This is a genomic window from Halorubrum trapanicum, assembly GCF_002355655.1.
In the GTDB taxonomy this organism is placed as follows: Archaea; Halobacteriota; Halobacteria; order Halobacteriales; family Haloferacaceae; genus Halorubrum; species Halorubrum trapanicum_A.
The window spans coordinates 82,796-96,995 of record NZ_AP017569.1 but is presented as its reverse complement, the minus strand read 5'-3'; the positions used below and the strand labels follow the sequence as shown (position 1 = coordinate 96,995).

Below are 14,200 nucleotides of genomic sequence, written 5' to 3'. Positions count from 1 at the left end.
GTCGGCTCGGAGGTGACGGCCTCGTGACCGACGCGCTCGCCGGCCTCGTCGCCTCGCCGCGCGCCTGGGTCGCCATCGTCGCCATCGGCGTCGTCACCTACGGGATCCGGCTCTCCTTCATCCACCTCTTCGGCCGGATCGACGGGGTCCCGACGCGCGTTCAGCGGCCGCTGCGGTACGTCCCGCCGGCGGTCCTCGCGGCGCTCGTCCTCCCCGACCTGGTGACGCTGGGGCCGTCGGTCGCCGCGACCCTCCTCGACGAGCGGCTGATCGCGGGCGCCGTCGCCGGCGCGGTCGCGTGGCGGACGGAGAACGTGTTCGCGACCATCGCGACCGGAATGGGGGCGCTGTGGCTGTTCCGGTTCGTCGTGTTCGCCTGAGCCGGACGGCGGCGGTCTGCCGCCGTATAGCGCGTCAGTCGAACCGGTCCGATCGCCGCGTCGCAACCGCGAAGGCGACGACGCCGACGAGGAGGGCGACGGCGAGAGCGCGCTCGACGCTCACCAGCCCGCGGACGGACGAGATCGCGTACGAGGCGGCCGCGACGCCGAGAATCGCGTAGCCGACCGCGGCGACGCCGAGCAGCGCGGGGCGCACGCCCGGGTTCTTCCAGAGGCGGAACCGCGTCGCCGCCGCGGCCGCTGCGCCGACGAAGATTCCGACCGGGAGCCCGACGAGCGCGGAGAACTCGATCGTCGCCGCGAGCAGTTCCGTGACGGTGACGGCCGCGAGGAGGAACGCGGTCACGCCGACGCCGAGCGCTGCGACGAGTCGCCAGTTCATACCCGTCCGGTCGCGGCGGGAGGAGATAAACGGTCGCGTCAGCGCTCGCGCTCGGTCGCGCGCTCCCCGGACCGCTCGCGCGTCTCAGCGGCGTCGCGGTCGACGGGGCGGTCGAACCGCGCCTCCTCGCCCCCTCCGACCTCGCGCTCGCGGGCGTCGGCGATCCGCTGGGCGGCGTCGGCGAGCGAGTCGAGCGCGGCGAACAGCCGGTACGAGATGTACGGGCCGACCGAGAGCGCGAGGACGACGATGACGCCGAGCAGGATCTGCCCGACGATCACGAGCGAGTACACGAACACGAGGAGACTCACGGCCGCGAGGACGGCACCAAGCGGCGTGCGGAGGACCTCGGAGGGCGAGAGCGGGTCGTGCGCCATGGCCGGCGCTACCGGGGGAGATCACTTAAAAACAAGTGGGCGGCGACCGCGTCCGCGACGCGGGCTCGGTCAGTCGTCGGCCGGGGCCGCGGAGTCGCCGGCGGAGACGCCGGTTCCGGGCCCGATGTCGATGCCGAGCTCCTCGAGCTTCTCGTCGGGGACGACGCCGTCGACCCAGTCGCGGGTCTCGTAGTACTCGGCCTTCAGCTTGTCGAGTTCGACGAGTTCCCCCTCGCTGGCGCCCGTGCCGGGGATGGCGTCCGGGTGCCCCTCGATGAACCGGTTCGGCAGCGTGTCGTCCGCGCCGTCGAAGCCGGCGAGGTTGTTGAAGTACCGTTCGAGGTTGTACACGCGCTCGCCGGCCTCGAAGAGGTCGTCCTCCGAGAGGTCGCGGCCGGTCATGCCGTTGTACTGGAGCACGTACTCTTCGATCCCCTCCGCGAACGCGCTGAACTTGCAGATGTCGAACGAGTCCGACACCGCGTGTAAGTCCTGGAAGGTGGCGGTGAGCTCGCCTTTGCCCTCCCACTCGTACGGGTCGACCTTCTCCGGGATGCCGAGGATCTCGGCGGCCGGCGTGTACCCGCGCAGGTGGCAGGCGCCGCGGTTGGAGGTCGCGTACGCGATCCCCATGCCCTTCATACAGCGCGGGTCGTACGCGGCCATCGTCTGGCCCTTGACGGAGAGCTTGTTGCCGTGCGCGTCCTTCGCGTCGGCGACGCGCTCGGGGCCCTCCGCGAGGAGGTCGCCGAGGTCGCTGGAGCGGTGGCCGATCTCCTCGATGAGGTCGATCATCGTCTCGGAGTCGCCCCAGTCGAGGTGGCCGACGCCTTCCAGTTTCCCCTCCTCGCTCATCTCCATCGCCATCGCCATCATGTTGCCGGCCTCGATGGTGTCGATGCCGAGGTCGTTACACCGGTCGAGCATGACGGCGATCTCGTCGCGGTCGTCGTGCCCCGAGTTCGGGCCGAGCGCCCACGCGGACTCGTACTCGTACGACTCCATGCGGACGTTCAGGTCCTGCCCCTTGTGGGTCACGTCGACCTCGACCTCCTTCTTACACGCCACCGGACAGGAGTGACAGGTCGGCTCGTCGACGAGGATGTTCTCGCGGACGTTCTCGCCGGAGACGCGCTCGGCCTGCACGTCGACGCCGTCGGCCTCGCTGTACGCCTCCGTCGAGGTGTGTTTCGCGTTCTTCGTCGGGAGCCCGTCCATCTCCTCGGTCGCGTTCATCAGGACGTTCGTCCCGTACATCGAGAGCCCGCCCTCGTTGGGCGCGGTGACGTCGGACTCGCGGATGACCTCCATCGCCTGCTGGTAGCCCTCCTGGAACGTCTCCGGGTCGGCGGGCTTGGGCATGTCGGTGCCCGACTTCACGACGACCGCCTTCACGTTCTTCGAGCCCATCACGGCGCCGGTGCCGCCGCGGCCCGAGGCGCGGTCGTCCTCGTTGATGACGCAGCCGTAGCGCACCTCGTTCTCGCCGCCCTGGCCGATCGCCATCACGGAGACGTCGCGGCCGACCTTCCCGTCGACCTCCTCGCCGAGCTGGTCGATGGTGTCGTGGACGCCCTGGCCCCAGAGGTGGGAGGCGTCGCGTACCTCCACGTCACCGTCCTCGACGAACAGGTAGACCGGCTCGTCGCTCGCGCCGTCGAGCAGGATGCCGTCGAGCCCGGCCCACTTGAGCCGCGCGCCGGACCAGCCGCCGTGGTGCGAGTCGGTGACGGTCCCCGTCAGCGGGGACTTCGTTACCAGGGCGATCCGACCGCTCATCACGGTCTGGGTGCCCGTGAGCGGGCCCGTCATGAACGCCAGTCGGTTCTCCGGTCCGAGCGGGTCCACGTCGGGACCCTTGTCGAAGACGTACTTGACGCCGAGCCCGCGCGCGCCGATGTACTTCTCCGCGTCGTCGTCGTCGATCCCGCGGTAGCTGACCTCGCCGCCGCCGAGGTCGACCTGTGCCACACGGTCTCTGTAGCCGCCCATTTCAGTCATGTAATGCTCTATCATTATATTGGGACTACACCGTGTTAGGTGTTGATTCGGCGCCGTAACCGGAACCGATTACTATCCGGTCGGGACCGAGATTCGATCGCCGTTCGCTCGAAACGCTCTCGTCCGGCGGTTAAGCCGCGGATTCGGGGCGATGGCGTCGAAACGGGGAGTTAACCCGAACCGGACCGAAACCCGGACCGTGACGAGCGCCGATCCGGACGACGAGCGCGGGAGTCGGCGGGGGGATCGACGCCGAGCGGCCGGCCGCGGTCCGCGCCGCCCCGCCGTCGCGTTCGCGGCGCTCGTCGTCGTCGCGTCGCTCCTCCCGGTACCGGGCGCCGCGTCCGGGGGCGGCCGCCCGGGCGGCGTCCTCCCGGCGTGGATCGGCGTCACCACGGCGTTTCACCTCGTCGGATACGCGGTGCTCGCCGCGCTCGTGACGAGGGATGTCGGGCGCGCACGCCCGGAGCGCGTCCCCGCGGCGGTCCCGATCTGCGTCGGCGTCGCGGTCGCGATCGGCGTCGGGTTCGGCGTCGAACTCGCGCAGGCGCCGGTCCCGTGGCGCTCGTTCGCGTGGACCGACGCCGCGGTCAACGCCGTCGGGGCGGCGATCGGGGCGGCGGTCGCCGCCGTCCTCCGGAAGCCGTCGGCGGCGGGCAGCGGTTGAACCCGTCGGCGGCGACGGCGGGCCGTCACGCCGACCGCTGAGCCACTCGGCGGCGACGACCGGCCGTCACGCCGACCGCTGAGCCGCTCGGCGGCGACGGCGTCAGCGCCCCGGCGGGTCGGCCCGGCCGCGGCCGGGAGCGCCCCGTCCCCGGCGCCGCACGGTCGTCGCCACGTCGGCGTTCAGCCGCGAGCGCTCGAAGTAGACGTGGTCGTACTCGCTCGACTCGTACTCGGCGTAGAGGTCGAGCGGGACCTCGTCGCCGTCGTCCGCGTCTTCGATCGTGTCCGCGAGGTCGCCGTCGTCGACGCGGACGACCAGCGTCTCGTCGCCCTCGCCGAAGGCGACGTGCTCCGCGTCGACGTGGTCGCCGTCGGGCGTCCACACGGCGACGGTGTCCTCGGCGACCGACTGGACGTCGTCGGGCGCGTCGAACTGCGCGACCACCTTCCCGTTCCCGTCGACGGTGACGGCGGCGTCGGAGAGGTCGCGGTCGACGCGCTGCATCCGCCCCTCGACGGTCGGGGCGACGGTGTCGCGCTCTCGCAGGTAGTCGACGACGAGCGTCACGAGCAGCTCGTCGGTCGCCTCCACCACGGGCTTGTCTTCGAGCGGGTAGCCGCTCCCGCCGTTGGCCATGAAGCTGTTGACGGCGACCTCGTAGGTCCCGTCGGGGTCGAGCGGCTCGCCGCCGACGCGCACGTCCCGGATCTGCTCGTCGACGCCCTCGTGGGGGACCCACTCGAAGCGCACGCCGCTGACCTGCTGGGAGACCTCCTCGCCGAGGTCCTGTCCGGTCTCGCTCTCCAGCGTGACGATCTGGCTCTCCAAGGTCTCGACCAGCTCCTCGCCCGTCAGCTCGACCGTGACGAGCGTGTTCGGGAACGGCAGCGTGTTGAAGATGTCACCGCCGGTTATCTCGCCGGGCCCGTACACCGAGTCCGAGCGGATGCCCCCCGAGTTCGTGATCGCGACGTCGGCGTCGGCGCGGTCGCGCATCGCGTCGGTGATCAGGTTCCCGTAGCCGGTCTCGCGGTGGTAGTTCGAGCCGAACGTCGCGTCGAGCGGCGTCTCGGCCTCCACGATCACCTCGTCGAGCCCCACGTCCGCGCGGTAGTCGTTGATGATGCTCGACGCGGTGGGGTCCTTCGCGATGTCCTCGGTGACCTCGATCAGCTGGCCGTCGAACGCGGTCACCTCGCCGCCCTCGATCGTCAGTTCGATCTCGCTGAGGTAGGCCGCTCGGGCTCGCGCCTCCGAGATGATCGACCCGTCGACCTCCTCCGGCGGGTAGAACCGCTCGTCGTCGCCGACGACGATCACGTCGATGTCGTCGGCGGCGTCGGCCTCGGCGAGGTCCTCCGCGTCGTCGATCCCCGTGTGCGCGAGCGCGACGACGGCGTCGACGTCCTCCTCCTCCTTGAGCCGCTTCGCCTCGGCGGGCCCCGTCTCGGTGTAGTCCTCGATCGTGACGCCCTCGGCCTCGAAGTCGATGTTCGTCTTCCCGGTCGTCGCCCCCTCGTCGGCGAGGCCGATGATCCCGACGCTGACGCCGCCGCGATCGACGATCCGTTCCGACTCCGTGCCGTCGAACGCCTCGCCCGTCTCGCTGTCGACGAGGTTGGTCGCCAGCCAGGGGAACTCGGAGTCGGCCGTCACGTTGAAGATGGCATCGAACCCGTAGTCGAACTCGTGGTTCCCGATCACGTCCGCGTCCGGACCGACCTCGTTGAGGACGTCGACCGGCGCGCGCCACTGCGAGATCGGACTGAGCGCGTGCGGCCCCACCTGGTCGCCGCCGCCGACCACGACGACGGGGCCGTCGGCCGCCGCCCGGCGCTGTTCGATAAGCGTCACCAGCCGCGGGAACTTCTTGTCCTCCGCGGCCGCCGTCTGAACGTCGTTGTACGACAGAAGCGTCAGCGTCGTCGACCCGTCGCCGTCCGCGGCCGTCGCCGACCCGGAAACGAGCGACCCGCCGAGCACGATTCCACCCGCTCGCAGCACGTCACGCCGTCCGTAGTCACGGTCTCGTGACATCGATTTATTCCACTTAGCGGCCCATATAAAATCTTTCTATGAAATAGTATATATTTATCAATATCTCTCTTCTTGAGAAGGGCTCGCAACCGGTCGCTCCAGGACCGGCCGCCCGCGGTCGTCGCAGCCGGGTCCCGCGGGCGGTCAACCCCGCGATGACGACACCGCTTTACGCGCTCGCCCGCTTCCCCCGACAATGAGCAAGCCGAGCCCCGACGCGTACGAGCAGGGGCGCGGGATGGACGCGCACAACGCCGTGATGCGCGACATCCGCGCCGAGCGCTCGGAGACGTACGACCCGACGGAGCCGACCCGCGTGTGGATCGACGAGGACAACACGCCCGACGGCGTGGTGAACTCCCTGACGATCATCCTGAACACGGGCGGCTGTCGCTGGGCCCGCGCCGGCGGCTGTACCATGTGCGGCTACGTCGCGGAGTCGGTCGAGGGCGGCAGCGTCGCCCACGAGGACCTGATGACGCAGATCGACGCGTGTCTGGACCACGAGGCCGAGGAGGCGGACGAGCCGGCCGAGCTGATCAAGATCTACACCTCCGGCTCCTTCCTCGACGAGCGCGAGGTGCCGGCCGAGACCCGGCGAGCGATCGCCGAGACGTTCGCGGACCGCGACCGGATCGTCGTCGAGTCGCTGCCCGACTTCGTCGACCGCGAGAAGATCGCCGACTTCGCGGACCACGGCATCGCGACCGACGTGGCCGTCGGGTTGGAGACCGCGACGGACCGGGTGCGCCACGACTGCGTGAACAAGTACTTCGACTTCGCCGACTTCGAGGACGCCTGCGCGGAGGCGGCCGCGGCCGACGGCGAGTTCGACGCGGACGTGGGGATCAAGGCGTACCTCCTGATGAAGCCGCCCTTCCTCGCGGAGCCGGAGGCGGCCGCCGACATGATCGACTCGATCCGCCGCTGCGCCGACGTCGACGGCTGCCACACCGTCTCGATGAACCCCACGAACGTCCAGCGGTACACGATGGTCGACGAGCTGTTCTTCGAGGGGGGCTACCGCCCGCCGTGGCTCTGGTCGGTCGCGCACGTCCTCGAAGCGACTGCCGACGTCGACGCCATCGTCGTCTCGGACCCCGTCGGGCACGGCTCCGACCGCGGCGCGCACAACTGCGGCGAGTGCGACGACCGCGTCCAGACCGCGATCAAGGACTTCGACAAGCGGCAGGACCCGAGCGTCTTCGAGCAGGTGTCCTGCGAGTGCGAGGCCACCTGGGAGTACGTGATGGCGGAAGAGACGAGCTACAACATGCCGCTCGCGCGGTAGGTCGGGGAGCGACGGAGGTTCAGAGCGGTCGGAGTCCGCCCGCCGGCCGAACGTCATCGAACGATGGTGACAGATGTCGATCAGTATTTCTCTGGTTTTAGAAATGATCGATCTGTTATCTCTGAAAGAACGTGACAGACACGCATGTTAATCCCGATCATACTGAACGATCAGGTCGAAAAAGACCCTTATAGCTCCGGGCCCTGATCCGATACATGAACGCAGACGCCAGCGGTTCCCCGCCCTCCCGCGGGAAGTCGGTCCTCTTCTGTCCGGAGTGTCGCTTCGAGAGTCCCCTGTCGAACGGGTGGCTCGTCGTCAGCGACGGCGACGAGCGCACCGTCGTCTGTCCGGAGTGCGGCCACGTCGCCGACCACCGGTCGGAGCGGTCCGCGCCGACGCCGCAGCACGCTGATTAGTCGCGGTCGCACACGCCGATCGCGATCCGCGGTCACTCCTTTTCAGGCGCTCGCTCCGCGAGGACGGGAATCTCCGACAGCTTCTCCGCGCCGAGCGCGTCCCAGTCGACACCGTCCGGTCGCGCGTACGGCGTGTCGGTCCGGACCGTCCGCTCCGGCGTCGCAACGAGGTCGAGGGGCACGTCGTGCGCGTCGGGGTCGGGGAGGTCGACGTCGGCGCCGACCGCCGACTCGGGCCCGTCGAGGAGGGAGCACTCGTGGACGGTGGTCGCGACGGTCGTGTCCGAACCGACCGCGTCGAGCTCGCGGAGGACCGCCCACTCCAGGTCGCTGTACCCCTCGCCCTTGCCGATCCGGGCGCCGTCGGTCGTGACCCCGACGGAGCCGGCGACGATCAGGTCGACGTGCGCGACGGCCTCGGGCGCGGTCGGCGCCCCGTACTCGGAGATGCCGGAGACGGTCGTGGCGTCGTCGATCTCCTCGGGCGGGATCTCCGCGGGGTCGAGCCGGAGGAACGGGTCCGGGTCGCGGAGCCGCGGCTGCGCGACGTAGACCGTCTTGCCGGCGCGGAGCGCGGCCCGTCGGACCGGGAGCTGCGGCGCGTCGGGGTTGGCCTTCAGCGTCGCGGCCGAGTCCCACGCCTCGGTTTCCGCGAGCCGCTCCGCCGCCGCGTCGGCGCCGGCGAAGTTGGGGATCCGGTCGTGGGGCGGGAACGGGAACCGCGCCTGGTCGCCCTCGTCGAAGGCGTCCCACACCGCCTCGCGGACGGTCTGTTTGTCCATGCGTCGACCTGTCCGCTCGCGGGCATCAACGTTCCGCCGACGGGTGAGCCGCCCGGATAGTACATGTAGTTGAAGCAAACACTATGTGTGCCTGATGTTTTTCACACCCATGGACACCGTTTCGGTGACCGAGGGGATCACGTACGGCTTCCGGATCATGATCTACTACGTCGCGGTGGTGATCGTCGGCCAAGTCATCGCCGCCGTCGGCGGCGGGATGGTCGCCGCGGCGACCGAGACCGGCTTCAGACAGGAGCCGAATTTCGGGCTGGCGCTGTTCGGTCTGCTCGTGGGGCTTCTGGGTGCGGTCGTCGTCTTCGCCGGGATCTTCGGTGCGATTTATAAGGTGATCGCCGACGGCGTCGCCAAGGGCCGGTCGATGACGCCGTCGACCGACTGAGGGACGCGGGGGGCGTCGCGGTCCGCTCCGCGACGCGCCTTTTAACCCGTTCAGGCGCGCACGGTCGGGTATGTTCGAAGACCGGCCGGACCGCGACGCCGAGGTCGTCCTCGTGGGGCGCTCGAACGTCGGCAAGTCCACGCTGATGCGCGAGCTGACGGGCCACGACTTCTCGACCGGCGGCAAGCCGGGGGTCACCCGCCAGCCGAACCACTTCGACTGGGCCAGCGAGAGCTTCATGTTCACGGACCTCCCCGGGTTCGGCTTCATGTCCGGCGTCGAGGACGAGCACCGCGAGCAGATCAAAACGGACATCGTGCGCTACTTGGAGGACAACGCCGACTCGATCCTCGCGGGCGTCGTCGTGATGGACGGGAAGGCCGCGGTCGACATCATCGACCGCCACGCCGAGCGCGGGAACATCCCCCACGACGTGGAGATGTTCGGCTTCCTGGAGGACGTGGGCGTCGAACCCATCGTCGCCGTCAACAAGACCGACAAGATCGACGACGTCGACGAGCGGCTCGACGAGATCTGTGATCGGCTCGGGCTGTACCCGCCGTGGCAGCAGTGGTCCGACCGCGTGGCACCGATCTGCGCGAAACGAGGCGACATCGAATCTCTGGAAGAGTGTCTGCGGACCCGGTTCCACGACCACAACCGCGACGACCTGCTGAAGTTCGTTTCATAAGTGGTGGTGTGTAAGGGGGAAGTCGATTGCTCCGTGGATGCGGTCGTCTATTTATAAATAGTCGACTGTGGATCGATGGCGAACACCTCCAAAGCCCCAGGCGCTCGCTTATAAATGGTCGCCTGTGGATCGTCGGCGAACACCGCCAAAGCCCCAGCCGCTCGTTTATAAATAGCTAACCGCGGATCGACAGCGAACACCGCCAAAGCCCCAGCCGCGAGGCGGCCGCACGCTCGCTGCGCTCCTCAGTCGTTCGCTCCGCTCACTCCTTGCGGTGCTTGCGTCGCCAGCGGCCGCCTCGCGGCTGCCCCTTTGAGTCCCACCCCGCACCGCCCCGCACAGCACCTCACGCCTCCCCAGCCTCGTCAGTCGCCGTCGCTTCGCTCCGGCGACTGACTCCCTCGCGCGGCGCTCCTCGCGCCCTTCGGGCGCTCGGAGGCGCGCGCCACCGCAGAGCTATTTATAAGTAGTTGACCCAGTCACCGATCGGAGTCCCGTCGGTTTAGAACTCGAAGCCGACCGCGTCGCGGCTCGGCCGGAGCGGGCTCTTCGGGTACGGGGGCTCGGTGTCGGGGTCGTTGTAGGCCCGCGGCGCCACGTCGTTCGGCCCGTCCGGGTAACAGAGCGCGGCGAGCGTCTGGATCGCCGTGCGGCCGCTCGCGAGCTCGAACTGGCCGCCGCCGTACAGTTCGATCCCGTTCCGCTCGCAGTAGGCGATCGTCTCGAACAGCGATTCGAGGGTGCCGAACCGCGAGGGCTTGATATTACACCAGCCCGGCTCGACCGGGAGGGATTCGAGGCTCTCGACGCCGTCGATCGGGTAGTCGAACGAGAGGCGGTCCGCCTGCGGCTGAACGAGCGCGCCCGTCGCGGGCGTGAACGCCGGGTCCTCGACGACGGCGGCCGGGAACGCCGCGAACACGTCGCGGTAGAGCTCCGGGTCGGGCTCGACGTCGACGTCGGTCCCCTCGTACCACCCCTTCAGGTCGAGGACGCGCACGGCGTCGGTCTTCCGGAGGGTCTCGAACGCTTCCTCGGGCCACTCCGGCGTGGGGTCGAGCTTGAACTCCAGGTCGGGATTGTGCGCGAGCAGTTCCTCGACGCGGTCGGTCGAGGGCGGATCCCCGAGCCGCGTCGAGACGACGAAGCGGACCGGCTCGGGGTCGACGCCGAGCCGCTCACCCAGCGACTCCTCCCGCTGTCGGAGCGCTAAGTCGAGCGCCGCGCTCTCGACCGCCCACCGGCGGTAGTTGCGCGAAGCCTCGCTCTCCGGGGGAGTTCCGTGAAAGAGGTCGATCTCTTCGAGCCGGTCCGACAGCTCGTCGATCGTCCACTCCCCCTCGATGTCGATCGGATCGGCCTCGGCGAGCGCGTCGTGGTCGGCGGTCTCGTAGGTCACGTCCTCGCCGCGGCCGACGAGGCCGTCGCCGGAGAGCCGATACTCCGTGGTCGTGCGCTCGAACCCGCTCGTCGTGTCGGCGACGTGTCGCCGGCGAGCGACCGACTCGATGGTCACCGACAGGTCCGCGATCCGCTCGTAGTGGCTCATGGCCGATCCGACGCCGCCCGATCACTTAAATCGGTGAGCGCGATCGCGGCGCCGTCCGATCACGCCTCGGAGTCGCTCGCTCGGTTCCGGAGCGTCGCGATCCGCGTGCCGAGCGCCCAGAACAGCGGGACGACGGTGAGCGCGACCGCGCCAGCGGCCGCGACCTGGAGAACGGTCGTGGTGAACCACGGCGCGCCGTCAGCGTACGGCAGCGAGGTGTGGGTGACCTCGCCGATCACGGGCACGAAGTAGTCCATCAGCAGGTCGACCGTGTACCACGCGGTCGCGATCGCCACCGCCCGCAGCGGGAAGTCGGTGATCCGGTGGAGGACGAACGCTTGAACCACCATTCCGAGGTGGCTCACGAAGAGGAACGCGTACAGCGCCGGGCCGTTGAGCGCGAGGAACTCCGGCCAGAAGACGACGAGGACGTACGGCGTCCACAGTCCAAGCTTGACGTTCCCGAAGAACGCGAGCGCGGCGAGCGTGTCGCTCGACCGGCCGAGCGCCCACGCGCCGAGCGCGAGCGCGATGAGCAGCGTCGCGCCCGGGCTGTCCGGGATGAAGACCCACATCTCGGTCGGGAGCTCCTGAAACTGGAACCGGTAGTACCAGAAGCCGAACGCGGTGCCGACGAGGTTGATCGCGATAATGACCCACGCGAACCGGAAGGCGACGTCCTCCAGTCGTTTCGGGAGCGGCGCGACCCACCGCGGGAGCGACTCGCGGTCCGGCGGGTCGCGTCCGAGCGCGCCGACAATGTCCATACCGCGGGCTCGGACCGGGCGGGCAAAGCCGTGGCGGTCGCGGCGGACGCAGCCGACGCGAACGACTGGGGTCGCGAGCGCGGCCCGGATCCCCGTTAGACCCCGGCCGCGACGAAAAGGGCTATGGGCGCCCGGCGGAAAGGCGGGGGTATGCGCCCGCGAACGCTGCTCGCGCTGCTGCTCGTCGTCCCCCTCGTGGACGCGCTGTTTTTGATCGTGGTCGCGACGCGGCTCGGGTGGGCCATGACGGTCGCCCTCGTCGTGTTGACGGCCGTCCTCGGGATGCTCCTGTTACGCGCCGAGGGGCGCGCGACCCTCGCGCGAATCCAGCGCAAGGCGGCGCAGGGGACGCCCCCGACCGACGAGCTGCTCGACGGCGGGCTGCTCATCGCCGCGGGCGCGTTCCTGCTCACACCGGGGCTCGTCACCGACGCGGTCGGGTTCCTGCTCGCGCTCCCGCTCTCTCGGGTCCCCATCCGCGTGGCCCTGAAGAAGTACGTCGTCGTCCCGTACATCGAGCGCGAGACGGACGGCTTCCTCTCCGGGAACGTGTACATCGGCGGCTTCCCGAACGACGGCGAGGGCGGCTTCACGATGGGCGGCGGGAGTGGCTTCCCCGGCGGTGGTCCCGGTGGCGCCTCCGGAAACGGTCCCGACGGGTTCGACGGCGGCGACAGCTCCGACCCCGACGGGGGCACCGGCGGGAACGCGGACGCCGGCGGCGCGTCGGCGGACGACGACGTCGTCGACGTGGATTTCACCGTCGAAGAGGAGGAGCGGAAGGGAACCGACTGACTGCGCGGGCATCGTGAGTCCCCGTGAAACCGCCACACTGCGGCCGGCTTCCGAAAGGAAACCCTTAAAATCCTACCCGCGCAACGACTGAATGCGCTCGCCTGGGCCAATAGCTCAGTCAGGTTGAGCGCTCGGCTGATAACCGGGAGGTCCACGGTTCAAATCCGTGTTGGCCCACCTTGATTCAACTCGGGCTCCGCCCGAGTAAATTGGTGGGCTGGGACTCCCCAGCCACCCAATTTCGTCGTTTTAACCCGCTAGAGGCACTGCTACCGCGTCTTGTCCGAGAAAAGTCACGCCGATAGGCACCGCTCTCCCTCGATCTTCGTTAGTCGACCGAGGTCCTGGCTCGTTCGCCCGTGGCCAGTCATTTGTACGCCGCACGTGAGAGGGGGGTATGGAGCAGTTGACGTGTTACGACTGCGGGGAGACGTACGCGTTCGGGGACGCGGCGCGCTGTCGCTGCGGCGAGCCGCTTTGGTTCGAGACCGACGCCGCGGCGTTCGACTGGCCCGACGCGAGCGAACCCACGGAGAACGGCGCCTCGCTCGGACGAGACACCCTCTGGCGATACGAGTCCGTACTCCCCGCGGCGCGGCCGAACGGGCTCGCCGCCGCCGCGGGCGGAACGCCGCTGTTTCGCGCGCCGTCGATCGAACCGGCGGACGGCCCGCGGATCCACCTCAAGGTCGAGGGCGTCAACCCGACGGGGAGCTTCAAGGACCGCGGGACCGCGGTCGGCATCGGTCGGACCAACAGCCCGGTCGGAACGGTCTCGCACGGGAACATGGCGCTGAGCGTCGCCGCCCACGCGGCCGCGGCGGACCGGGAAGCGGTCATCCTCGTGGCCGAGGACACGCCCGACTCGCGGCTCGCGATGATCGCCCAACACGACCCGCACCTGTTCCGGGTCCGCGGCGACTACGGGCGGCTCTACGACGACACCCTCGACGGCGACCTCGGCGTCGCGTTCCTCAACTCGGACGCCCCGCTTCGGGTGGCCGGCCAGAAGACGGTCGCGTACGAGATCTGCGAGGCGTTCGCGCCCGACGCCCCCGACGCGATCGTCCTGCCGGTCAGCAGCGGCGGGCAGGCGAGCGGGGTCTGGAAGGCGCTCCGCGAGCTGAACGCCGCGGGACTGCTCTCGGCGGTGCCGCGGATCTACCTCGCGCAGGCCGCGCGCTGTGACCCGATCGCGCGGGCGTACCGACGCGGCGCGTCGCGCGTCGAGGCCGTCGAGGGCGAGCCGACGGCGGCCGTCTCGATCAACAACGCCGACCCGCCGAGCGGGAACCGAGCGCTGGCCGCCGTCTCGGAGACGGACGGCGCCGTCGTCTCCGTCGACGAGGAGACGATGCTGGCCGAGACGGAGCGCCTCGCGGTCGACGCCGGGGTCTCCGTCGAGCCGTCCTGCGCCGTGGCCACGGCCGCCGTCCGGGAGCTCGCCGCGTCCGGCGAGCTCGGCTCCGACGACGACGTCGCCGTGATACTGACCGGGTCGGGGTACAAGTACGGGGGCGCAGACGTCGACGCCGCGTCGGTTCGGGAGGTCGACCGGGCGGACGTCCCCGACGCGGTCCGCGACGCGGTGTCGTGACCCGTCGGTGAGCTGGTGGCCGATCGGAAGAGCGGCGGTCG

General features: G+C 69.7%; 15 protein-coding genes and 1 tRNA gene. 9 read left to right on the top strand and 7 right to left on the bottom strand.

Annotated elements, in window-relative coordinates; translation table 11 throughout:
- Nucleotides 1–23 precede the first annotated feature (23 nt).
- Complete coding sequence (locus tag CPZ01_RS00460; protein ID WP_096392910.1) at nt 24–380, top strand: AzlD domain-containing protein; 357 nt, start codon at nt 24–26, stop codon at nt 378–380.
- Nucleotides 381–414: 34 nt separating this feature from the next.
- Here CPZ01_RS00460 and CPZ01_RS00455 read toward each other — a convergent pair whose 3' ends face one another.
- The 3 genes from CPZ01_RS00455 to CPZ01_RS00445 form a co-directional block, all read right to left on the bottom strand.
- Nucleotides 415–783, bottom strand: a complete 369-nt coding sequence (locus tag CPZ01_RS00455; protein ID WP_096392909.1) for a hypothetical protein — start codon at nt 781–783, stop codon at nt 415–417.
- Between the two features lie 38 nt (nt 784–821).
- Nucleotides 822–1,160: a hypothetical protein gene (locus CPZ01_RS00450; protein WP_096392908.1), complete on the bottom strand. Its 339-nt coding sequence runs from the start codon at nt 1,158–1,160 to the stop codon at nt 822–824.
- Between the two features lie 69 nt (nt 1,161–1,229).
- Nucleotides 1,230–3,161 carry an aldehyde ferredoxin oxidoreductase family protein gene (locus CPZ01_RS00445; protein WP_096392907.1) on the bottom strand — a complete coding sequence of 644 codons (1,932 nt, stop codon included), beginning with the start codon at nt 3,159–3,161 and terminating at the stop codon, nt 1,230–1,232.
- A gap of 199 nt (nt 3,162–3,360) precedes the next feature.
- Here CPZ01_RS00445 and CPZ01_RS00440 point away from each other — a divergent pair, with 199 nt between their 5' ends.
- A complete protein-coding gene (locus CPZ01_RS00440; RefSeq protein WP_096392906.1) occupies nt 3,361–3,828 on the top strand; it encodes a VanZ family protein in 468 nt (155 codons plus the stop codon).
- 102 nt (nt 3,829–3,930) lie between these two features.
- Here the strand turns inward: CPZ01_RS00440 and CPZ01_RS00435 are convergent, their stop codons facing one another.
- Nucleotides 3,931–5,835: a bifunctional metallophosphatase/5'-nucleotidase gene (locus tag CPZ01_RS00435; RefSeq protein WP_096396061.1), complete on the bottom strand. Its 1,905-nt coding sequence runs from the start codon at nt 5,833–5,835 to the stop codon at nt 3,931–3,933.
- 229 nt (nt 5,836–6,064) lie between these two features.
- Here CPZ01_RS00435 and CPZ01_RS00430 point away from each other — a divergent pair, with 229 nt between their 5' ends.
- Together CPZ01_RS00430 and CPZ01_RS00425 are read left to right on the top strand one after the other, a co-directional pair.
- Nucleotides 6,065–7,159, top strand: a complete 1,095-nt coding sequence (locus CPZ01_RS00430) for an archaeosine biosynthesis radical SAM protein RaSEA (RefSeq protein ID WP_096392905.1) — start codon at nt 6,065–6,067, stop codon at nt 7,157–7,159.
- A 215-nt stretch (nt 7,160–7,374) separates the two neighbouring features.
- Entirely contained in the window at nt 7,375–7,578 is a 204-nt protein-coding gene (locus tag CPZ01_RS00425; protein ID WP_096392904.1) for a hypothetical protein, read from the top strand.
- A gap of 32 nt (nt 7,579–7,610) precedes the next feature.
- Here CPZ01_RS00425 and CPZ01_RS00420 read toward each other — a convergent pair whose 3' ends face one another.
- Nucleotides 7,611–8,360 carry a 5-formyltetrahydrofolate cyclo-ligase gene (locus CPZ01_RS00420; protein WP_096392903.1) on the bottom strand — a complete coding sequence of 250 codons (750 nt, stop codon included), beginning with the start codon at nt 8,358–8,360 and terminating at the stop codon, nt 7,611–7,613.
- Between the two features lie 109 nt (nt 8,361–8,469).
- Between CPZ01_RS00420 and CPZ01_RS00415 the strand changes: the two genes are divergently transcribed.
- Entirely contained in the window at nt 8,470–8,760 is a 291-nt protein-coding gene (locus CPZ01_RS00415; RefSeq protein WP_096392902.1) for a hypothetical protein, read from the top strand.
- A gap of 70 nt (nt 8,761–8,830) precedes the next feature.
- Nucleotides 8,831–9,451, top strand: coding sequence for a GTP-binding protein EngB (engB, locus tag CPZ01_RS00410; protein WP_096392901.1), 621 nt, complete (start codon nt 8,831–8,833; stop codon nt 9,449–9,451).
- A 502-nt stretch (nt 9,452–9,953) separates the two neighbouring features.
- Here the strand turns inward: engB and CPZ01_RS00405 are convergent.
- Nucleotides 9,954–11,000, bottom strand: coding sequence for an enolase-like domain-containing protein (locus CPZ01_RS00405; protein WP_096392900.1), 1,047 nt, complete (start codon nt 10,998–11,000; stop codon nt 9,954–9,956).
- A 59-nt stretch (nt 11,001–11,059) separates the two neighbouring features.
- Complete coding sequence (locus CPZ01_RS00400; RefSeq protein ID WP_096392899.1) at nt 11,060–11,767, bottom strand: DUF1405 domain-containing protein; 708 nt, start codon at nt 11,765–11,767, stop codon at nt 11,060–11,062.
- 150 nt (nt 11,768–11,917) lie between these two features.
- Between CPZ01_RS00400 and CPZ01_RS00395 the strand changes: the two genes are divergently transcribed.
- From CPZ01_RS00395 to CPZ01_RS00385, 3 genes are all read left to right on the top strand, one after another.
- Nucleotides 11,918–12,562, top strand: coding sequence for an FxsA family protein (locus tag CPZ01_RS00395; protein ID WP_096392898.1), 645 nt, complete (start codon nt 11,918–11,920; stop codon nt 12,560–12,562).
- A gap of 103 nt (nt 12,563–12,665) precedes the next feature.
- Nucleotides 12,666–12,739, top strand: a tRNA-Ile gene (locus CPZ01_RS00390).
- Nucleotides 12,740–12,959: 220 nt separating this feature from the next.
- Nucleotides 12,960–14,159: a threonine synthase gene (locus CPZ01_RS00385; RefSeq protein ID WP_096392897.1), complete on the top strand. Its 1,200-nt coding sequence runs from the start codon at nt 12,960–12,962 to the stop codon at nt 14,157–14,159.
- Nucleotides 14,160–14,200: the final 41 nt, after the last annotated feature.